Consider the following 19260-nt stretch of genomic DNA (forward strand, 5'->3'; position numbering starts at 1 on the left):
TGCGGTGCACCCAGCCAAAGAAATAAGCTTAAAAAAGCGAGTTGGTGTGATGATTATCGGGCAAGAGTTTTCTTTGGGTGAAAATTAATCAGAGTATGCTCGCGCCCTGGGGTAGCCGTGCCCATAGAGCATGTGACTGGTTTGAATGGATGACACAGGTGGTGAATGTACCGTCAAAGTATCAACATTAACTGGTAAGACTGACGCGCCGCCAAGCGGCTTGTCTGCTGAGTAATGACAGGCAAAACAGATATCTGTTTTGCCTGTCATTACTCAGCCACATAAATATTAATCTTGAATTTACCCAACAAATATAATTTATGATTTAATCATTCACCTTATATCTTGATAAAACTTCATTTAAATTCTTTATTCTTTTTTTAGAAGGGCTTAACGTCATAAAACTCACAGAGAAAAATCCAATAAAAATCATAAAAATTATTACAAGAAAAAAAGAATATCCTTGTTGGTTTTTATTATCAAAATAAGATGCCATTAAAAATATCAAAACCATAGCAGTGAAAAATATACTGCCCATCATTAACTCAAAAACTCTACCTACTTTATAATAAAAATCGGTTTTAATAATTGGATGCTCAAAATCAAATAACACATAAAAATTTAATTTTTTAATGTCACGTATGTAATCAACTCTAACACCATTGCGATCGAGTTTTGAAATTATATTTCTTAATTTTGGTGATCTCGTTTTTGTTATCTTAAACATCACTTCAGATGTTATAATATCTTCTATGTGTTTTTTGTTCTCATCGCCTATAACATTAGAATATTCATTAAGATAATATTTATTCCTTGAGATTCTTCTATTGCTAAATAAAGTAACACCTTTATAAATTAGGCGAATTACTATTCCAACACCAGAAAAAAATGCTCCACTCAATGCTAATACTCCTGCGTAATTGTGAACTAAATAATCAAAGAAATCTTTCATTTTCTCCCTCATTTTGCTAATAAAATAAACAAGTAAAGATAATATGAATACAATACGTTGTCCCCCACCTTAAACCAATAATGGAATACAGATCAAAAATAGGATTGATGTTATGTTGTTAGCTGATGCTGCTACGTATTGTGTTAATCCAGCTTCATATATACTTCTTAAACATCGTAGTTGTGATAAACACCGCTATACACAGCACTATCGCCGCCGGCAACAATATCATCGCAGGATACACCACACTTGGCCACGATAAATACAGCACACAGGGAATAGTGCAGGCTGGTTTTATCCCCCGCCTGGCATGATGATAAACAAAACTCGACTCATACCCCGCACCATAACGCCGTAAATCCCGCCGTCCTAGTCCGTCAACCCCTGCGACTAAAACCACCATCACAAACAACGGAACGGATAACAGCAGGATCGCCAGCCGGATCAGCGTCACCATCGTGATAAACACCGTGGCCAGCCCATATTCCTGTAAATAGCTCGATACCCCATGCAGTACTGTATTGAATTCACGCATAAAATCATTGCTGTTATTGAGTTGATATTGCCGCTGCCCCTGTATCCAGCGCATAAAACCACTGTCCACAAACAGCCATTGATACGCCTGTACCAGCCAGTCAGAGACCGTTTGTGAAGGTTCGGATAACAACAGGCTCTGGGTAAATTCCGTGGATAAAAATTGCAGCTCAGTTTTCATCATCGTCTGGCTATGAGAAGCACCTTCATTCTGCCAGAAGAAAGTCATCCCGAGATATTCCAGTAACAGGCTGAATAGCCAGGACATCACAATAAACCCAGCGATTTGCCACGGCCATTCCCATAACACACGATACAGAAGGCCATGCTTGCGCGGTGGTTGAGTGGATTGACGGGAAGCGGATTCTGACTGTGCCATTATGCTTTCTCTTCCCACCAGGCTTCACCGGTACGGTAGTGCCGTCGCATCTGTTCGGCGATTTTCTGCAAACTCGCTGGCATCAGGGCATCGTCGTCATCCCCGGTAGGCAAGGGCATCCGAATTTTCCACAACTGACCGCCCTCCAGTAAGGCAAAGGCTTGTCCTTTTGGCAGATTAATCATCTCAGCAGGAGTGACCAGCGGCGTTTTGACTGTGCCGACCCTGTCCTGCGTGGAAGAGGTAAAATCCTGTCCCTGTTCGACATCCGCAATATCCGAATGCCCCGAAACCAGGGTCTTACTGTAGATTTCCACTTCAGGCAGCTGGCTGGTGAGCAGCTCTGCCGTCCGGTTATCCCGCACCCGCAGCATAATCAGGGTATTGAAGTTACCGATCACCTGCGCGGTTTTAGCCGGGCTGCCGATACGGGCTTCGATATCCGATGAAGTCTGGGTATAGGCCGTGACCTGCATACCGGCGCCACCACCTTTATTGATCAACGGGATAAATTCATCCCCCATCAGTTCATTGAATTCATCACAATGCAGGTTAATCGCCAGCTTGCCGTCATGGCGCACCGGCAAGCCCGCATTCATGCCGTATTTGTAGATTTGCCCCGCGACACTGACCAAATCGGCAAACATGCTGTTACCCACTGCCGAAGCCACATCACTGTCAGACAGCGCATCCAGCCCGATATAGACAATACCGTTCTTGCGGATCACCTGCTCCCAATCGAAAATAGGGCGTAAATCAGACATATTGAGATAATCCGGCGAGAGCAGTTCTGAAATTTTGCCGGTGGTCAGCTTTTCCAGCAGGGGTAATAAGGAAGCCACAATTTTATCAAAATAGGTACGGTCATAACGTACAGCGGAACGCAGCCCGTCCAGAATCGGATCGTAAAGCTGCTTACCGGCTTCTGAACTCAGCGTAACTTCCATCGCCCAGAGTCTCAGCGCATCCGGCTGCCCCAGCATATTGCGCGGAATATCTTTTTCTTTCAGCTTGCCAAGGGATTGGTTGATTTGTTCCAGCAGTGCGGGCTGTCGTTCTGCCATCATTTTAGTGGCATAGAGTTGATACAATTCGCTGATATTATTGACGTAACGCGTGATCAAGGTGTAATCCGGCCGATGCCCCAGAGCGACTAAGGCGCGGGCAACAATATTGACAAACCGCCAGGCAAATTCACGGAACGCCGCGCTGTTGCCTTCGCCACTGAGCTGCCCCGCCAGACGGGAAGCGACTTCCGAGACCCGCCCAAACCGTCCGACTGCGTTATAACGTGCCGAGATTTCTGGCCAGCCCAGATGAAAGAGAAAAAGTTCATTACCACGCTCTGCCCGGTGTGCTTCTGCCCAAATGCGCCTTAACAGGCCCGCATCCCCTTTGGGATCAAACACAATCACTACTTCACCGCGTCGGATATCCTGCGTTATCAGCAATTCAGCCAGCCGGGTTTTTCCCACGCGGGTCGTGCCCATCACTAAGGTATGCCCGACCCGTTCGCGCAGATCCATAAACACTTCCGCTTCCTGCGGTTCAATACCGTGGATTATGGGATTGCCGCCAACCGGTGGTAAAGGACGCACCGGATTGAACGGGGAATCTTTGCGTAACAGGGCCGACAATTTCGGCCAACGGTATTCCGTTCGGTGCTCCAGTAAACGGGCAAGCTGATATATCTGGGACGGTTGCACAAAGCGTTCGACTTCCGGTCGCCGCGTATCCTGCAAACGTTGGACGTGTTTTTGTTGCCAGCGAAACCCCTTGCCCAGAAACAGGCGCTGATGGCTGACGGGGATCTGTTTTGTGCTCATCTGGTAACGCGGCAAGCGGCGCAGGTTTCGGCGATAGCGTATCACCTGAATGCCCTGCCACGTGCGTATCATCGCCAATACCGCAAAACCGCCTGCCATCACATAACTGATTAAAGGTGTCAGTGCGATGGCCCAGGGTGCTCTGATGCAGACAAACGCGGCAACGGCTGAGACCACCGCGGTATTCAATTCTACCGCTGGGCGTAACAGGGCTTCGACAACATAACGGCGGCTCATGGTGATAACTGTTGAGAAAGTGTGGTTTCGGTGATTAACACCGGATAATGTTGCAGTCGCAAACGGCGGGCCAACTCTGTACCGGAAGCGGGTGATAACAGTAAATCCGGCACTAATGCCCGCAGTGACTGTAACGCCGCCATTTCACTGACATTGACGATCAGACCCACGGCGTGCAATTGCTTGAGTCGTGCTGCATGCTGGCTTAACCACTGACGTGAGTCGGGATCATCACCAATCAGAAATAGCGCACCAATGCCCGGCAGTTGCAGCAGTCGGTTTGCCACTTTTCCCGGTGTCAGTTCCGGTGTTTTCACCGGTAACATGGTGGCTTCACCTGCCTGCTCGGGTGAAAAATGCTGTGGCGGCAAAGTGATATCATCTGACTGAGCATGAATACCTGCATAAAAGGGTGCAGCCTCTTTGCCGCCTAAATCGGCAATCACGTTCAGTTCAGCCTGGCAGGCACTCATCCATAACAAACCAACAATAGGTAACAGGCTCAGCCGTTTTATTGTAATGATGTGATGTGCCATCCCTGTTCCCCTTGTCGCAACAATGCCGGCATCAGCCCCTTGCCAAACCTAAACCAGTACCCCGTATCATGATTCAGCGTGATTTGCCGGTGACGTACCCGCTCAACAGGGATATGATGGTTTTTGGCCCATTGGCGTAATGTGTCGTCATTACCCTGACTGTCAACCAGATAGATATCCACCGGTTGCTTCGCCGCCAGTACTTCGGCCAAACGGGTTTCACAGGGTGGGCAATCTTTGACCCTGACAAACAACGCCAGACGACCACTTGCCTCCCGTGATGTTGTCATATTGACCGGCAACACACCCGGAAACAGCCGCTGCCACGCCGCATCCACTTCACGCTGGAAACGCAGCTCTTTCTCTGTGCGGATGAACTCCGCCCTGACCCACTGTTCGGCATAGCGGCGACGTTCGGCATCACTGTCGGTTTCAATGCCTAATGTGGTCAGCGGATCAAGCCCCGGAGACTGGATACCCCGAGGCCCATTCATCAGTTGCTGATAACGCTGGTATTCATCCGCACTTAACGTCCACTGTTCAGCCTGACTTTTCAGGGATTGCTGTTGGTTTTCCCTCAATTGTGTCTGCTGCGAGGCTAAGGGTGTCAGTGTTTCTGCCCAGACCGAACTGCTCAGCAACCATACCAATAAACCGATTCGGTTTAATCTCATCAACGCCCTCCTCCCTGCTGCTGAGATTGTTTAGCCGGAGTCGGTAACTGATAGCCCTGCCGCAAATGGTGACACACCATACGCTGTACCTCATCCACGTCCAGTTGCCAGGCTGGACCTGCCATCACCTGCAACGCGGTACGCAACCGGACAGGGCCTAACTGAGTGTGCACAGACGGCAACGGCTGACGATATAAGATGTCATTGGTTTTTTCAGGCGCACATAACGAGTAGCCCGATTGACGTAATACGTAACGCATAGCATCAGCAACGGTGGCTTTCAGAGAAGCAGGGATAGAGATATCAATTAATTGGGAAAGCGGGTCACGCTGTGCCTCTGTCGGGTCGGTGCTGACCAGCAAATAGCGACCATAACGGATGACTTCAGGTTTTTGCCCATAAATATCCGGTGAAACAGGCTGAACGTTGCGTGTCAGCGTGACGGAAGGAAAAGTTTCTTTTGAGGGTTGAGATTGCGGTTGTTTTACGGGAGCCGTGCATCCCGTCAGTATTACCGCAATTAAGCCGATTAACACCTTTATTTTCATACCAAATAGGTTCCTGCTCAGTCGTAAAATAATCCTGACTATGCAAGGAACCCTGTGATGTATTCAATGAACAACTCAACTGTGTTTGCTGAAAATAAACATGCCGAAACAGAAAATAGCGGATAAACCCTGAACAAATATTATCGTATTCAGTGTGATGGATGATAACAGGGCATTATTCAGCAAACGATTTACGCACTTTTCGATCAATCAAATTGCCATCATGATCAAAATAGCGGCTGGGCCAGATTTCAGACGGCGCTATTTCCAACGTGTTTGCAATAATATATTCGCCTTTCGGCCACGGGCGGGACAGGGCATTTGCCAGTGTAGAGGAACTTAATCCTGATTCGCGGGATAATTTGGCGAGTGTGGTACCACGTTTACGCAAGGCAGCAATAATATCCGCTGGGTGCCAGTCTTGTTGAGTGTGAGTCATACCTGCTTCCCCTTCTGTTGATTATTGATGGTGGTGGTTCAGACAGGGATTCTCAGGTACCGGAAGTTCTCAACCAGCGAGACGTTAGTCTCCCCCGCCTGAACCGCCATTGAAGGGGCGATAGCAGACACACTGGTAGAAACATCCTACCAGTGGAGAACTTATGAGGCCTGAGATTCCTCAACTATCGGATTTTGCCGATAGCATTTTCACTTTAACCGATTGTGTTATCGAATTCAATAATCGAACAGGTAAGCCTAATAAGTAAATTAAGTTATTAGAGCACTTAAATTGAATAAACCATTCCACAACATGGGATACATTTATCACTACACATAACACTGGCAGCACCCTCATTAACTTATTCTAAGAAGAGGGAGATATAATCTCTTGCTGCCAAAGTGGAGCCCCAGCCCAATTATCAATAAATCCCATTTTTTCCCATCTAACACAACAGGGTTTATCCTTCATCAATTCAGTTAATTGTGTTTTTAGTCCATCATTGTAAGACACTTGATCTGAAAGATATTTTAACACAACCAGCCTACTGTAAAGCGTGGATGGGTTAATAATATGTTGCTCTAATTCACTGCCTTTTTTAGGCGGAAATGCGCGAAAAGATCTGTTCCAGATGCGGTTGTGATGTGCACAGAGATTACGAATATGGCTTAATGTGTGAAACCAGGATGCCATGACTTCATAATTTTTAACATTAAACTTATGTGCGATCGCTTTCTGGTCAACAGGTAATAACGACTTATACATTTTCGACCATGAACCAAAACTCAATGTTTCTGTAATCATCCAGGAAGGCGGATATTTCGGGGTGTGATATTTTTTCTTATAATGTTCAATAAACGTTTCTTTGGCTTCATTAATTTGACCAAAAAAGTTTTCATAGTGGTAATCATTGCTCAGAACAGATAAGTTCATGAACCAATGGGCACCATATTTTCCACTCATATGCTCAGACAAACAGGTTCGCAACCCTATTTCAACTTTTTGTATTTGTTCGAGTATAATTAAACGTAGTTTGCGGTCAAATTCATAAAGCTGAATAACATCTTCCAGCGTAGTTCCTGCAACAAAATTCTTTGGTTCAATCGGTTGTGGTATACGCTGATCATCCATAATGTAAAAAGGATAAAAATAACCCCGCAATCTGTAATAACCGATAAATGTCAGGGCATTTTCTGCTACTTTGCGATCTTTTATAATCAGGCCACGTTCCTGGAGCTTATTAATCAGAAAAGAAATATTTTCAGGACGCTTTTGATAAATCTTCTTTTGCGTAGGGGTAGTCATAAAGTGTTTGGAACATAAAATTCAGGTAAAAAAAACCCGCCAATTTGCGCATTCCCTGATAAGGGACTCAGCGTGGCAGGTGTACTTGTGCTTAAGTATACAGAGGTGCCGTATTATTTTTTAACAAAAAATGCTATTTATATTAAAAAATGCTTTTAATTCATTAGCATAACACGTAATACCAAGAAACTCTGATGGTTTGATTTTTATTCGTTTTTTGACCGATTTTATGAAGAAGCCCTGTTGCAACAGGGCAATTTGTTGATGATAAAAACCACGTCAAAACGGGATCTCATCCGCCCAATCCAGCTCTTCTTTCTCCTCTTCCGGTAAAGCAGAAGGTTGAGCCGTTTGCGTATTTTTTCTCTCCTTACTGATGGGCTTAGAAGGCTGTGGCTTCGGTGCTGGCTTATGCCCCACCTGCTGGGCAGCCGCCTGTTTTGCCTCTCCACGGCTTCCCAGCATCTGCATTGTGCCATTGACACTCACCACCACTTCCGTTGAATAGCGATCCTGCCCCTGTTGGTCCTGCCACTTACGCGTTTGCAACTGGCCTTCAATGTAAACCTGAACGCCTTTTTGCAGGTATTCCGCCGCAATTTCCGCTAACTTGCCGAAGATCACCACCCGGTGCCATTCGGTTTTCTCCCGAATTTCGCCCGTTTGTTTATCCCGCCAGCTTTCTGAGGTGGCCAGTGAAAGCGTTGCCACTGTGCCGCCCGTTGGCAGGTAACGGATTTCCGGATCTTGCCCCAGATGTCCGACTAAAATCACCTTGTTAATTCCACGCGAAGACATACCCATTTCTCCTTGTTACAGTGATTGACGCTGTGTCCAGCACCCTTGTTTCAGGGCAAATTCGGCCAGTTCACGGTGGGCAAAATATTCCACCGACTCACGGGAACACGGTTCGCCCTCATCCATTGTGCCGATATAAAAACCTGCACGACTTCGCAACACGGTTAACGGTAATTGCTTATGGCAATATTGCTGTGCCAGAACACCAATCGGTGCGATATTCATGTCTGTACCCTATTGTATTTGTTAGCAAAGAGACTGCCCTGAAAACATTCAGGGCAAGTCAGTGGAGTAGAATGAATATCAGAACGAGTTTTCTGCATATTCGGTTTGTGCGACACCATTCTGTGGAGGCGTCGAATCGGATTGTTCGGCCTGATAGACCTTGTCCTGACCGATTTTAATCCAGTCAACCTTGATCAACCGGGCTTTCAGGCTGACGCGCTGTTCACCGGCATGATCCCCGCGTTTCAGGGTAAAAATATCGGTGGAAGGATTGCTTAGTGTGAAACCCAGCAACACTTTTTTGTCCTCATCCACCGATTTCTGGCAACGGGCAATCAAACTTGTCGCCTCCTTGCCGACCACGGTAATATCAAAACGCACATAGACCGGATTATCACCGGGGCCATTTAACGCATTGATCACGCAGCTCAGGAACGTGCCATTGGCCGTGCTGACATGGCGGATATTATTCAAATAGCCCAGGCCTTTAATATTCAGGTTGAAATAGTCATTTTTGGTTAAGGGTGTTGCGTTCTCAGACATACAATTTTCTCCATGGAGGTCAAAAATAAGGTGCAACGGAGAAAATCCCATCCCTGACGGGAATGATGTTCCCCGCCGGGTGTCAGACAGTGACGTTGCTGACGTTCTGATAAAGAATAATGAACCTTCATCATCCATCGGGATGATATCTGCTTCCAAAGGTGGGCAGATGTACCGCGTTGAGGCACTCCCTTTCAGGCTACGGGAGTTTTACAGCCACCCGGAGGCGATCGTTGCAGGCTCCTCGATCATTTAAGAAACAGGTTGATTCTTAAAGCATCCCGTCAGCACGTCAATCAACAACCAGATCTTCAGACTTTCTGATTTGCCCGTCTGACCTTGCGCGATTGTGTTACCGCTTTGTCATTCAGCATGCCTTTACAGCCCGGATAGTTCACGCAACCCCAGAACGGCGCGCTTTTCCCCTGCCGTTGCCGCATCCGGCCGCCACAGTTCGGACATTCGGGTGTTTTCGGCAACGTCAGATGTAGCGGCTGTGCCTTACCCCGTTCGACTAAATGCTGAATCCACTGTGCCTGTTTTTGCATAAAAACCGCCAGTGATGCCTTACCCTGCGCAATATCCTCCAGCGACTGCTCCCATAACGCGGTCATGCCCGGATCTGTCAGCACCGCTGGCAGCCCGGCAATCAATTCCTGCGCCAAAGGCGTCGCGTGGATCGCTTTCTTTTTCCGCTCAATCAGCTGGCGTTTAAACAAGGTATCCAGAATCCCGGCCCGGGTCGCTTCCGTACCCAACCCGGCACTCTCGCGCAAGACTTGTTTCAGTTGCGGATCACTGACCAGACTGGCGGCATTTTTCATCGCGGCAATCAGCGTACCTTCAGTAAACGGTGCCGGCGGTTTGGTGTGGAGTGGCTGAATTTTTGCCTCAATAATCTGACAGCGATCACCCTGATTAAGTGCCGGTAGCGGTAAATCGGTTTCCTTTTCTTCCTCCTTTCCATTTTCTCCTGACTCATCGGTAAACAGCGCTTTCCAGCCCGTAATCACATTAACCCGGCCTTTTACCCGGAATAATTGCCCGCCGATATCCAGCGTTACCTCATTCACATCCGTTTCCTGCGTCGGCAGAAATTGTGCCAAGTAATGCTGACGGATAAGCTGATAAACCTTTAGCTCATCGGTCGTTAAGCGGGTGATATCAAAGACGTGACGCGTGGGAATAATGGCATGGTGTGCCGTGATTTTTTTGTCATTCCAGACCCGGGACACGAGTTGTCTATCCAGTTGGCTGATAATAGCGGTCATAGCAGGGTCTGTTCGCGCCAGTGCTGTCAGTACTACAGGAATATCTGCCTGCATGGATACGGGAAGATAGCCGCAATCCGTGCGCGGATAAGTCGTGGCTTTATGGGTTTCATACAGGGACTGGGCAATCGCCAGCACCTGACTCGCTCCCATGCCCCAGTGACGAGAAGCAGCCTGCTGCAACGTGCCCAAATCAAAACAAAGTGGGGGCGGTACTTTCTCCCGCTTTTTGCTGACGTCCATCACGATAGCGTGTGTTGCCTGCTGACAACGTTGCTGAACGGCCTGAACAATATCCGGCTTAATACAACGGTTTTCTTCATCGCTATCATCCGCTACAGGCTGCCATTTGGCTCGAAAACGAATGTTGTCTTTTTCCAGTTTGGCAACCAATTGCCAGTACGGTTTTGGCACAAACTGATTGATAGCCTTATCCCGGTTCACCACCAGTGCCAGTGTCGGGGTCTGCACCCGTCCGATGGACAGCACCTCACCAAAACCCAGTGCCTGCGCTTTCAGGGTATACAGGCGGGTCAGGTTGATGCCCGTTAACCAGTCGGCCCGTGCCCGCCCCAGTCCGGCCTGATAGAGTGCTGCCGTCTGCTCGCCCGGTAATATTGCCGCCAGTGCCTGCCGGATGCTGGTTTCATCCAGTGCCGACAGCCACAGCCGCCTGACCGTACCGGTGAAACGACAATACTCCAGCAACTCACGGGCAATCACTTCCCCCTCACGGTCAGCATCGGTGGCAATAATCACCTCATCGGCCTGTTTCAATAACTGCTGAATTACTGCAAACTGCCCGGCGGTCTCTTTTTTTACCGACCATTGCCATTGAGCGGGTAGCACCGGCAGGACATCCATACGCCACGGCGGACCAAATTGCTCGCCATAGTGTTCGGGGGCAGCCACCTCCAGCAAATGCCCGATGGCCCAGGTGACGGTGATACTGGAACTAAAAAGAAAACCCTGTCCGCGCTGTTTCACACCCAGCACTTTGGCAATATCTTTGGCCTGAGAGGGCTTTTCACACAAATAAAGCTGCATCGCACCCCCTCCATCAGTTCTGTTTAATCGGACGTAACGGCAGCGAGAAAAGCGAGCGCAACTTGCCTGATAAAATATCGGGATGCGGTTCACCCAGCAGTTTAATCGCCTCAAGCCCTGCTGGGGTTTTCTCTGCAATATCCTGGCGAGTAACCGCCAGTGAACGGTAAGAGCGCACAATGCCGTAAATCTGGCGGATGGCGCTGCTGCCATTGAACAGAAAGGCATCACGCTCCGGGCGTGAAATCAGTCCGTAATGGAAAGCCTGAAACGTTTTCATTGCCAATTGATCGTAACCAACCAGCAACCAGACACAGCGATAACCCAACGGGGAGTGGCTGTAGACGCCGATATTCAGCGGCTCGACAGAGGAAACAGCGGATAAGGTGATCTGCTGTGGTACGGCATTCAGGGTATCCTGCAAAGTGGCAATACTCTGCTGGAGATTGACGGAAGCCGTATCCAGTGCGTGTTCCAGTTTCACCAGCCAGGTATCGGCATAAGGATTATCGGCGGCGGAATCCACACTGATAGTGCCCGCGCGTTTAATCACCTGTGGCATCCCGAGAATACCTGAAAATTTTCGTGGATTGCTGATCTCTTCCCGCCTGCGCCCTGCCCAAAGCCGGATCGCATAGTGGGTATGCAGTTCAATCGTTAATGAGGATTTTAAGACGCCCGCACGTAAGTGCGGTTGGGATGATTGCTTTTCTTCTAAATCAGACATGCACAAAAACTCCTGTATTGCCTTGATAAGTCTGTGGGACTATTAGGGCAAAGACGTCTGCAACTCAATGGATAACCAGTTATGGAACAAGAGGAAAAATCGACGGGATTGACTTGAGGTTAAAATCGATTATTTTTCAGGCAATGCTGGCACTGCCAGCATTGTACGATATTTACACAACAACAAAACAGAAGCGTCATACGACCTAATTTGACCGAAACATCATCGGGAATAAAGAAAAAGCAAAGTACCATCCTGATCAGACTGTCTTTCCACAGAAAGTCTGATCATCGTAAAAAGGCGATTTTTTAGTCAGTACTGGCACTGCCAGCACTGTATGATATTTATACAGAAATAAAAACGGAAGCGTCATACGAGCTGATTTGGCCGAAACATCATCGGGAATAAAGAAAAAGCAAAGTGCCATTCTGACCAGACTGTCTTTCCACAGGAAGTCTGCTCATCGTAAAAAGACGATTTTTTAATCAGTGCTGGCAGTGCCAGCAGTGGGCGTTTTTTAATCAATAACATCACGGTGATATTTTGCCAGCGTCAGCCTTTGACGAATGTCTTTCACTATGCTGCGGACATGGGCTTGTGAGGAAGGTGAAGCGGGACGCTCAACATGTTGAGTGAATTCAACCGGCTTCTTCGCAGTGGCGGGCACGGTAACAGCGGTTTCAGATTGCCCGTATAATTTCCCTTCCCGTGCCCGTTTCATCATCGCCAGCAACCAGCCAACCGGATTGCCGATTTTCCCTGCCTGTAACGCCTTACCCAGACAATTCAGTACAGTCTGTGCCTGTTCAGCAGGCAGCGCCTGCAACTGGCTGTTCAGCATCGTCACGTCTTCCGGCTCCAGTTGTCGGCAAAGCCCCTCTGGCAGAAAAATAGCGGACTGTGGTTCTACGTATGTTTTTTTATTCACACTCTGTGTGAAAGAACGTACATAACGGTTCGGTTTAGCTGATCCACTATAAGACGTTGATTTCAGACTGAGTTCGGATACCGAATTCAGCTCAGCCTGCCCCGTTAGTGGACTCAGTTCGGTTTCCGAATCCGGCTGAATTCCCCTAAGTTCGGTTTGCACCGCTTCCTTTTGCAGCTCAGAACCCAGCTTCTGGCTCATGACACTTTGCTGCGGCGTCTGCACGGCATTCAACCTTTCTTCCAGCAGGCGAATATGACTGTGACGATGGCGCATCAGCGGGTCGTCTTTGATGTCGGTCAGGACGTTCCAAGCGGTCTGACTGATAGTACGGTTTTTACTGCGACAGGCTTCTGCCACCGTATCCAGCCAGTGGGGATCGAGAATTTCGGCATCACGGCAGGTCAGAGGCTCATCGTGCTGCGCATAGATATTGCCCCGCACCCGTCCGTGTTCATCCCGGATACGCTTGCATAAACTCAGCCAGCCAGTGATTCGCAGCATCAGTAATACCCGGCTGACCGTTTCACGGGAGGCTTTACCTTTATACGGCGAAGCCAGCAGGATCTGCAATTCGTCATAACTGGGGAAAACCGCACCTTCATTTTGCTGGGCATACAGGCGGATCATCATCCAGCCCGTTTTATCCAGTGGCGACAGGCGATCATCCAGCAACAGACGGCGGGGATAGGCATCATGAATATTGCCCATAAACAGCAGACCACTGCGCAGTTGTGAGACGTCATCGTCTGAGCGTTGTGCCAGACGGATTTTCATTTTGGCAACGGTGTGTGCAATTATGCTGTCTGCGGACAGGTTCATGATATTCCCTTTTCTGCGGCGTTAGCCTTAAAAAAATAATGTCATGGCTGCACCCTGTTGCATTGACAAGGTGCAGAATGACACAACTTCAGTCACATTTATGATTTACGAATTTCATTGTTGTAGCGTTCATGGTGCATCAGCTCCCACGAGTGTCCGTCATCACGACTTAACAACCGCCAGAACAGCCCCACATTGATTTTCAGATATCCTTTGCCTTTTTCTTTTAGCCGGACGTAATTGCGCTCGCCCCGCTGGTAGCACCTCACCTGATGTTGCGCCTTGCGGCGAAATAACAGTGGTGCCGTCAAGGGGACATGCAGGCCGGGCATCATTTCCGTTAATTTTTCTGACATCGTTTCCTTCATTCCCTGTTTCATGCCTGTTTTTTGACAGGCTCAGGTGCCCCGCTGTTCTGCCAATCCTTCACTGCACGCCAGACGGACGTCAGTGAGACCGCATGGTACTCAGCCATCTCCATCATGATATCCAGCCCTTCAGCACTGTCCGCATCGGTAATCATTGCCGCCTGCCAGCGTTGCCACAAGTCACGGCTTTCATCTTCCGTCAGTGGCGAGCCGCGCCCAGGCCGGACTGCCATGCCGGCAATACGTCGTCGGGCGGCGATTTCCAGACTGGACAGGCCAAAAAAATAGTGCATCAGCTCGATAGAGCCGCCTAATTCCAGTGCCCGGTCAATACGCTGCATCCGCTGCTGCTCGATACGCGCCTGTTGTAAGAGACGCACCAGATTAGTGTGATGAATATGGACATTCAGCACCGACACCGGGCTGTTACCCAGATAGTGCAAATCCTCAATCGTCAGGCGCTGCAACATCAGCATCTCGTTGGGTGCCAGCCCCAGCGCCTCACAACGGCGGATATAGCCGTTCTTCAAATCCATCACCAGCTGCATCAGCAGGCTATTTGTCGCTTGCGATAAATGATTCATCCACTTCCTCCACTATCAGGCCAGTCAAAATGTAATGAACAACACATTGGAAAACAGACACCCCACACGATGCACCGGGATCACGCCATCGCTATCATCTCTGGTGTCATTTGACGCTGAAGCTCACGCAGACGACGGAGCACCCGGATAAGCCGCAGGAACTTGACGGTCTGGATATCATCCAGTAACGGTATATCTTCATGTCTGGCGGTGCCGAGCAGAACGGCAGCCAGTGTCAGTTCACCATGATCAGCCGTGTTCTCTCCGGTCAGACTGAACAATAAAGACGAAAAAGGATGGGCATCCTGCCCATCAATCAGGCAGAAGCCCGCTGAATCCACCACTGACACAGACAGTAAATCACCGTCACATTCCATCACTTCTGCCAGTTCAAACGCCAGCCGGAACGCCATGTTTTGCAGGTGTTCAATATCATCCTGCATCGGGGAAATTTCCCAGACCGAACTGACCGGCTCCAGCCCCGCCTGGGCAAAAGCCAGATATTCGGTTTCAGACACAGGCAACACTGATTCAGGTGGATTATCCGCGTTATCCGGCTGATAAGGCGGAATAACCGGATTTAACGGGGTAGACACAGGTGCCTTATCGACCAGCGCGGGTTCCAGTTCAGGTGCCTGCACTGTCTGGGTTGCGGACTGAGAAAGGCGGCGCAGATTCGATTCCCTGTTTGGCATTCGAACCTGCGCCGGTTTATTCATCTCAGGATTTTCCGATACCAACACCGTATCAGACGTGGTGGTCTGTTCACCAAATAGCTGCCGACGATTACTTTCTTTCGGATCTAATTCCAGTACCCAGCGGTCGTAATTGAGCAGCGGGTGCGGCAGGGCCTGCAATAAATCGCCGATCAGTTCATCCCGGAACATTTCCGGCGACCAAGACTCAGGGGAATCAAATTTGCGGCAGCAGGCACCAAAGACCTCATCAAAGGTGACGGTCGGTTCCGGGTTTATACTGGTCACATGCTGTTGCCAGACCACCTCGGCATCCAACCGCAAGGCCAGTAAAGGTCTTATCTGTGACGAACCCAGCCCGGATTCCAGCAGGTTAGGCATCCAAGGGTAAAGGTATTTCACAGTATGCTCCATCCGGCTGATGTGACCGTCGCTGACAGGGAAACCCGCCTGACGCAACAGCGCTGACAATTCCCGCAGGGAGATTTTTTTCTGTTGCTGCTCTTCATAAATTGTCCTTGCCTTGCGGATACCCTGTGCTTTTTCAATAAAACTGAGATCGCCCCGCAACTCATTTTCGGCCAAGTGTCCGATAACGCACTGTAAACGCCCCGGCCACGGTTTAAACAGGCAGTGAATGCGATAAAAACGCTCATCTCCGGTTTCCTGCCACAGCTCGGACAGGATCTGGTAACGCGTATTCCCGCCATCACTGAAAATGTAAGCCTCGTCACCGTCCGGATCACGCGTCACTTTCGGCACCGTATCCAGCCCGCGGGCTTTGATTGACGCCTTGATATCGTCATAACGCGGGTTGCGATTGGTGCGGGGGTTATCCGGATTGGGGTGTAGCTGATCTAATGTCAATACCATCGGCATTTCCGCCATCGGCGGGCTGTCATTGCGGGTAGCCACGGCCTGTCGTCCCTGCTGTAACAAGGCGCTGCCTAAATTCAACGTATTGCGTCCCACCATTTACCTCCCGTCGCTGTCAATATCAAAAAAACGCGTATACCGGCCGTCAAACCGCACACGCACCGTGCCTGTCGGTCCCTGACGCTGCTTACCGATAATGATTTCGGCAATCCCAACGTCCGGTGTTTCCGAATGGTAGACTTCATCGCGGTAAAGGTGCAGGATCAAATCGGCGTCCTGCTCCAAAGAGCCGGAATCGCGCAGATCGCCATTATTGGGGCGTTTATCCGGGCGATTTTCGACTTGCCGGTTAAGCTGGGACAACGCAAGTACGGGGCAATCCAGTTCTTTGCCCAACGCTTTCAGGCTGCGGGAGATATCGGCAATCTCCTGTGTGCGGTTTTCCTGTCCGGGGGCGCACATTAACTGGAGATAATCCACCATAATCAGGGCAGGTTTACCGTATTGACGGGTATAGCGGCGGGCACGGGCGCGCAATAGTGCAGGCGTCTGGTGACTGCAATCATCGATAATCAGCCGTTGATCCCATTGAGCAAACTGATCCAGGCTCTGGCTGATGCGTCCCCACTGTTCATCGTCCAGCAGGCCACTGCGCAGCGCGGTTAATGCCACGCCACCTTCCATGGCAGACAGGCGCATCATCAGTTGTGAGGTTGGCATTTCCAGGCTGAAAATCTGTACCACCGCCTCGTCCCGATGCCGCAGCGCACCGAGACAACAGGCCAGCCCCAGTGCCGTTTTCCCCATGGAAGGACGGGCGGCCAGCAGAATGAGGTCGCCTGCCTGTAAGCCACAGGTCATTTCATCCAGTTGCTGAAATCCCGTGGGGGTGCCCGTGATCCCATTGCTGCCCTGGATGCGCTCCAGATGGGCAATCAGAGCATCCGCCCCTTGCAGCAGGGTCACTGCCTGATGTTGCCGGGCTGTGCCATTTTCCGCCAGATTAAACAAGTGACTTTCTGCCTGCTCAATCAGGGCTTCTGACCGGATATTGGGCTGAAAAACTTCCGCGCTGAGGGATTTACCCAGTGCCAGTAACTGACGTAACCGGCTTTTTTCTGCCACAATGCGGGCATATTCCTCAATATTGGCCGCACTGGGCGTGTTTTTACACACTTCCGCCACATAGGCAAAACCACCGACGCTGTCTATTTGCCCCCGCTGTGTCAGCCTGTCAGTCAGGGTGATCAGGTCAAACGGACAGTTTTTTTCGCTCAGTTCAGCAATGGCCTGATAGATTATTCGGTGTGCCGGGAAGAAAAAATCGTCGGCGGCCAGCAGCTGAACAACGCTATCCCAGCGATCATTCTCCAGTACCAGTCCGCCAATCACGCCTACTTCGGCATAAGCATAACTGGGTTCTGCTTCACTGATGGCCTGTAACACATCATGATCCAGATTCATTGGTCACCTCCCTGTTGACGGCATTCAGTACCCTCACTAAACGCTGTTGCAGATACGGGGAAGAAACCCAGAACAGGACTTCTTTTGCGGTTAAATACTGCGGCTTTCCCTCATGCCAGCCGCATTCCAGCAGGGCCAAATCATCCGGTGTACCGGACATCAGTGACAGTTCACGCAATTCATCTTCATGACGGGGACTGAAATGCTCGACGTTCTCCGGCGAAACCTCCCAGATAACGGGTAATAATGTCTGGAATTTCTCCAGTGCTGCTTTACGATCAGGCGCATCGACAAACACAAACCATTCATCCTGTGTATCCGTGAACGGTAATTCTGCATTGTCATAGCAAAAACAGATAGCTCGCCAGATAATATTCATTGCGAGCTCCCCGTCGGTTGGTTGACCAGCACGGCATCAAATTTCTCCTGCCATTCGGGAAACAGTTCACAGGCCAGACTGTGCATGGTCTGGGCGGCGGCGGGACTTTTGCGGGGAGTTTTATATTCCAGGCGATGAACAGGCTGGGCGCGAACGTGACCCAGTTTGTAGATATCCAGTAGATCTATCCGGGTGTTCAGCAACTGATAAACCTTTCTGCCACTCAATGCTGACGTATCGTAGCGCTGCTGGTCGATAATATCGGTCAGTTCATTGAGCGTGTCCCTGTCCAGATTGGTGCCTTCAATGCCATTGGCCAGTATCTGGATCAGCGGCAGCTGAATACCGTAATTTTCAAAGGATTGCAGTCGGGTCAGCATCCGCAACGTGCCCCGCAAAAACTCACGGACATCCGGCAGGATGGGTTTAATTATCCCCAGCACAAACTGAGTTGCAGTCAGTACCACCAGTTCTGTCATCACACCAGTCGCGCCTTTGGAGTCAATAATAATGACATCGTATTGATGAAAGAGCGGATGTTGCAAAATATTGCGCAGGCGAAGGCGCCCGTCAGGGGCGTGCAGCATCGCCGTCGGCAGGAGTTCATCGGGATCGTTGGAGACAATGATATCGAGATTGTTGATCACCGAGCGGGAAATTATCCGCTTCGATTCCCTTAGATCCACCGTCTGCATTAACACTTCATACAGCCCGGCGGGGGCTTCATAGTCCAGCATAAAAATACTGCTGGATGTGGGTTGCGAGTAATCGGCATCAATCAGGAGAGTCTGTAGACCGGCATCAGCAAAAAAGCCGGCCAGATTAGCAGCATGGGTGGATTTACCTTCACCGCCTTTGGGGGAAATGATGGGAAGTATCTTCATTTGTACACTCATTAGAGTTAAGCGTACAAATCGTCAGATTAGGAAATTTTACATTGAATTAACTTACGATGGGATTGAAAATCCCCGTGTCGGTGGTTCGATTCCGCCTCCGGCACCAAAATTTTAAGGCTCATTTGTTTTAGTTATCATAGACTTAACAAGTAAGTTAAAATTTATGGCCGTTAAGAAAATGTTAAACAATGGGTATTCTAATTTGCC

21 protein-coding genes are annotated in these 19260 nt (G+C 49.4%); 1 reads left to right on the plus strand and 20 read right to left on the minus strand.

Annotated features, from left to right (window positions below):
• Positions 1-325: 325 nt before the first annotated feature.
• From AAC854_RS16960 to AAC854_RS17010, 11 genes are all read right to left on the minus strand, one after another.
• Positions 326-952, minus strand: a complete 627-nt coding sequence (locus AAC854_RS16960; RefSeq protein ID WP_340618156.1) for a hypothetical protein — start codon at positions 950-952, stop codon at positions 326-328.
• A gap of 154 nt (positions 953-1106) precedes the next feature.
• Positions 1107-1865: a TIGR03747 family integrating conjugative element membrane protein gene (locus AAC854_RS16965; protein ID WP_340618157.1), complete on the minus strand. Its 759-nt coding sequence runs from the start codon at positions 1863-1865 to the stop codon at positions 1107-1109.
• Positions 1865-3928 (minus strand): type IV conjugative transfer system coupling protein TraD, encoded by a 2064-nt coding sequence (gene traD / locus AAC854_RS16970; RefSeq protein WP_340618158.1) that lies wholly within the window; start codon positions 3926-3928, stop codon positions 1865-1867. Before traD ends, AAC854_RS16965 begins: the two co-directional genes overlap by 1 nt.
• Entirely contained in the window at positions 3925-4464 is a 540-nt protein-coding gene (locus AAC854_RS16975; protein WP_340618159.1) for an integrating conjugative element protein, read from the minus strand. The genes traD and AAC854_RS16975 overlap by 4 nt, the downstream gene beginning before the upstream one ends.
• Complete coding sequence (locus AAC854_RS16980) at positions 4440-5138, minus strand: TIGR03759 family integrating conjugative element protein (RefSeq protein ID WP_340618160.1); 699 nt, start codon at positions 5136-5138, stop codon at positions 4440-4442. Before AAC854_RS16980 ends, AAC854_RS16975 begins: the two co-directional genes overlap by 25 nt.
• On the minus strand, positions 5138-5686 hold the full coding sequence (pilL2, locus tag AAC854_RS16985) for a PFGI-1 class ICE element type IV pilus protein PilL2 (protein WP_340618161.1): 549 nt from the start codon (positions 5684-5686) through the stop codon (positions 5138-5140). Before pilL2 ends, AAC854_RS16980 begins: the two co-directional genes overlap by 1 nt.
• A 175-nt stretch (positions 5687-5861) precedes the next feature.
• The gene (locus AAC854_RS16990) at positions 5862-6125 is read right to left on the minus strand and encodes a helix-turn-helix domain-containing protein (protein ID WP_340616870.1); all 264 of its coding nucleotides are present in this window, start codon (positions 6123-6125) and stop codon (positions 5862-5864) included.
• Positions 6126-6491: 366 nt separating this feature from the next.
• Positions 6492-7430, minus strand: a complete 939-nt coding sequence (locus AAC854_RS16995; protein WP_340618162.1) for an Abi family protein — start codon at positions 7428-7430, stop codon at positions 6492-6494.
• 279 nt (positions 7431-7709) lie between these two features.
• On the minus strand, positions 7710-8228 hold the full coding sequence (gene ssb / locus AAC854_RS17000) for a single-stranded DNA-binding protein (RefSeq protein ID WP_340618163.1): 519 nt from the start codon (positions 8226-8228) through the stop codon (positions 7710-7712).
• Positions 8229-8243: 15 nt separating this feature from the next.
• Positions 8244-8453 carry a hypothetical protein gene (locus AAC854_RS17005; protein WP_047964040.1) on the minus strand — a complete coding sequence of 70 codons (210 nt, stop codon included), beginning with the start codon at positions 8451-8453 and terminating at the stop codon, positions 8244-8246.
• A gap of 78 nt (positions 8454-8531) precedes the next feature.
• Entirely contained in the window at positions 8532-8996 is a 465-nt protein-coding gene (locus AAC854_RS17010; protein ID WP_047964039.1) for an STY4534 family ICE replication protein, read from the minus strand.
• Positions 8997-9075: 79 nt separating this feature from the next.
• Here AAC854_RS17010 and AAC854_RS17015 point away from each other — a divergent pair, with 79 nt between their 5' ends.
• On the plus strand, positions 9076-9252 hold the full coding sequence (locus AAC854_RS17015) for a hypothetical protein (RefSeq protein WP_340618164.1): 177 nt from the start codon (positions 9076-9078) through the stop codon (positions 9250-9252).
• 55 nt (positions 9253-9307) lie between these two features.
• Here AAC854_RS17015 and AAC854_RS17020 read toward each other — a convergent pair whose 3' ends face one another.
• The 9 genes from AAC854_RS17020 to AAC854_RS17060 form a co-directional block, all read right to left on the minus strand.
• Positions 9308-11314 (minus strand): DNA topoisomerase III, encoded by a 2007-nt coding sequence (locus AAC854_RS17020; protein ID WP_340618165.1) that lies wholly within the window; start codon positions 11312-11314, stop codon positions 9308-9310.
• A 13-nt stretch (positions 11315-11327) separates the two neighbouring features.
• The gene (locus AAC854_RS17025; protein WP_340618166.1) at positions 11328-12041 is read right to left on the minus strand and encodes a PFL_4669 family integrating conjugative element protein; all 714 of its coding nucleotides are present in this window, start codon (positions 12039-12041) and stop codon (positions 11328-11330) included.
• A 517-nt stretch (positions 12042-12558) separates the two neighbouring features.
• A complete protein-coding gene (locus tag AAC854_RS17030; RefSeq protein WP_340618171.1) occupies positions 12559-13794 on the minus strand; it encodes an STY4528 family pathogenicity island replication protein in 1236 nt (411 codons plus the stop codon).
• Between the two features lie 95 nt (positions 13795-13889).
• Positions 13890-14147, minus strand: coding sequence for a ParE family toxin-like protein (locus AAC854_RS17035; RefSeq protein ID WP_340618172.1), 258 nt, complete (start codon positions 14145-14147; stop codon positions 13890-13892).
• A gap of 20 nt (positions 14148-14167) precedes the next feature.
• The gene (locus AAC854_RS17040; RefSeq protein ID WP_340618167.1) at positions 14168-14743 is read right to left on the minus strand and encodes a DUF2857 domain-containing protein; all 576 of its coding nucleotides are present in this window, start codon (positions 14741-14743) and stop codon (positions 14168-14170) included.
• An 80-nt stretch (positions 14744-14823) separates the two neighbouring features.
• Positions 14824-16410, minus strand: a complete 1587-nt coding sequence (locus AAC854_RS17045) for a ParB family protein (RefSeq protein ID WP_340618173.1) — start codon at positions 16408-16410, stop codon at positions 14824-14826.
• Positions 16411-16413: 3 nt separating this feature from the next.
• Positions 16414-17778 carry an SPI-7-type island replicative DNA helicase gene (gene dnaB-PI / locus AAC854_RS17050; RefSeq protein WP_340618168.1) on the minus strand — a complete coding sequence of 455 codons (1365 nt, stop codon included), beginning with the start codon at positions 17776-17778 and terminating at the stop codon, positions 16414-16416.
• A complete protein-coding gene (locus AAC854_RS17055) occupies positions 17762-18157 on the minus strand; it encodes a hypothetical protein (RefSeq protein ID WP_340618169.1) in 396 nt (131 codons plus the stop codon). The genes dnaB-PI and AAC854_RS17055 overlap by 17 nt, the downstream gene beginning before the upstream one ends.
• Positions 18154-19041, minus strand: a complete 888-nt coding sequence (locus AAC854_RS17060; protein WP_340618170.1) for a ParA family protein — start codon at positions 19039-19041, stop codon at positions 18154-18156. Before AAC854_RS17060 ends, AAC854_RS17055 begins: the two co-directional genes overlap by 4 nt.
• Positions 19042-19260: the final 219 nt, after the last annotated feature.

This window comes from Xenorhabdus entomophaga (genome assembly GCF_037996725.1).
GTDB lineage: Bacteria > Pseudomonadota > Gammaproteobacteria > Enterobacterales > Enterobacteriaceae > Xenorhabdus > Xenorhabdus khoisanae.

What these genes read in the sequence shown, in the direction of transcription:
- AAC854_RS17055 (WP_340618169.1), bottom strand. Translation starts at nt 18,157, where the DNA reads ATGAATATTATCTGGCGAGCTATCTGTTTTTGCTATGACAATGCAGAA.
- AAC854_RS17060 (WP_340618170.1), bottom strand. Translation starts at nt 19,041, where the DNA reads ATGAAGATACTTCCCATCATTTCCCCCAAAGGCGGTGAAGGTAAATCC.
- AAC854_RS16965 (WP_340618157.1), bottom strand. Translation starts at nt 1,865, where the DNA reads ATGGCACAGTCAGAATCCGCTTCCCGTCAATCCACTCAACCACCGCGC.
- AAC854_RS17005 (WP_047964040.1), bottom strand. Translation starts at nt 8,453, where the DNA reads ATGAATATCGCACCGATTGGTGTTCTGGCACAGCAATATTGCCATAAG.
- AAC854_RS17010 (WP_047964039.1), bottom strand. Translation starts at nt 8,996, where the DNA reads ATGTCTGAGAACGCAACACCCTTAACCAAAAATGACTATTTCAACCTG.
- ssb (WP_340618163.1), bottom strand. Translation starts at nt 8,228, where the DNA reads ATGTCTTCGCGTGGAATTAACAAGGTGATTTTAGTCGGACATCTGGGG.
- AAC854_RS16990 (WP_340616870.1), bottom strand. Translation starts at nt 6,125, where the DNA reads ATGACTCACACTCAACAAGACTGGCACCCAGCGGATATTATTGCTGCC.
- traD (WP_340618158.1), bottom strand. Translation starts at nt 3,928, where the DNA reads ATGAGCCGCCGTTATGTTGTCGAAGCCCTGTTACGCCCAGCGGTAGAA.
- pilL2 (WP_340618161.1), bottom strand. Translation starts at nt 5,686, where the DNA reads ATGAAAATAAAGGTGTTAATCGGCTTAATTGCGGTAATACTGACGGGA.
- AAC854_RS17020 (WP_340618165.1), bottom strand. Translation starts at nt 11,314, where the DNA reads ATGCAGCTTTATTTGTGTGAAAAGCCCTCTCAGGCCAAAGATATTGCC.
- AAC854_RS16980 (WP_340618160.1), bottom strand. Translation starts at nt 5,138, where the DNA reads ATGAGATTAAACCGAATCGGTTTATTGGTATGGTTGCTGAGCAGTTCG.
- AAC854_RS17040 (WP_340618167.1), bottom strand. Translation starts at nt 14,743, where the DNA reads ATGAATCATTTATCGCAAGCGACAAATAGCCTGCTGATGCAGCTGGTG.
- AAC854_RS17035 (WP_340618172.1), bottom strand. Translation starts at nt 14,147, where the DNA reads ATGTCAGAAAAATTAACGGAAATGATGCCCGGCCTGCATGTCCCCTTG.
- AAC854_RS17025 (WP_340618166.1), bottom strand. Translation starts at nt 12,041, where the DNA reads ATGTCTGATTTAGAAGAAAAGCAATCATCCCAACCGCACTTACGTGCG.
- AAC854_RS16995 (WP_340618162.1), bottom strand. Translation starts at nt 7,430, where the DNA reads ATGACTACCCCTACGCAAAAGAAGATTTATCAAAAGCGTCCTGAAAAT.
- AAC854_RS16960 (WP_340618156.1), bottom strand. Translation starts at nt 952, where the DNA reads ATGAAAGATTTCTTTGATTATTTAGTTCACAATTACGCAGGAGTATTA.
- AAC854_RS16975 (WP_340618159.1), bottom strand. Translation starts at nt 4,464, where the DNA reads ATGGCACATCACATCATTACAATAAAACGGCTGAGCCTGTTACCTATT.
- dnaB-PI (WP_340618168.1), bottom strand. Translation starts at nt 17,778, where the DNA reads ATGAATCTGGATCATGATGTGTTACAGGCCATCAGTGAAGCAGAACCC.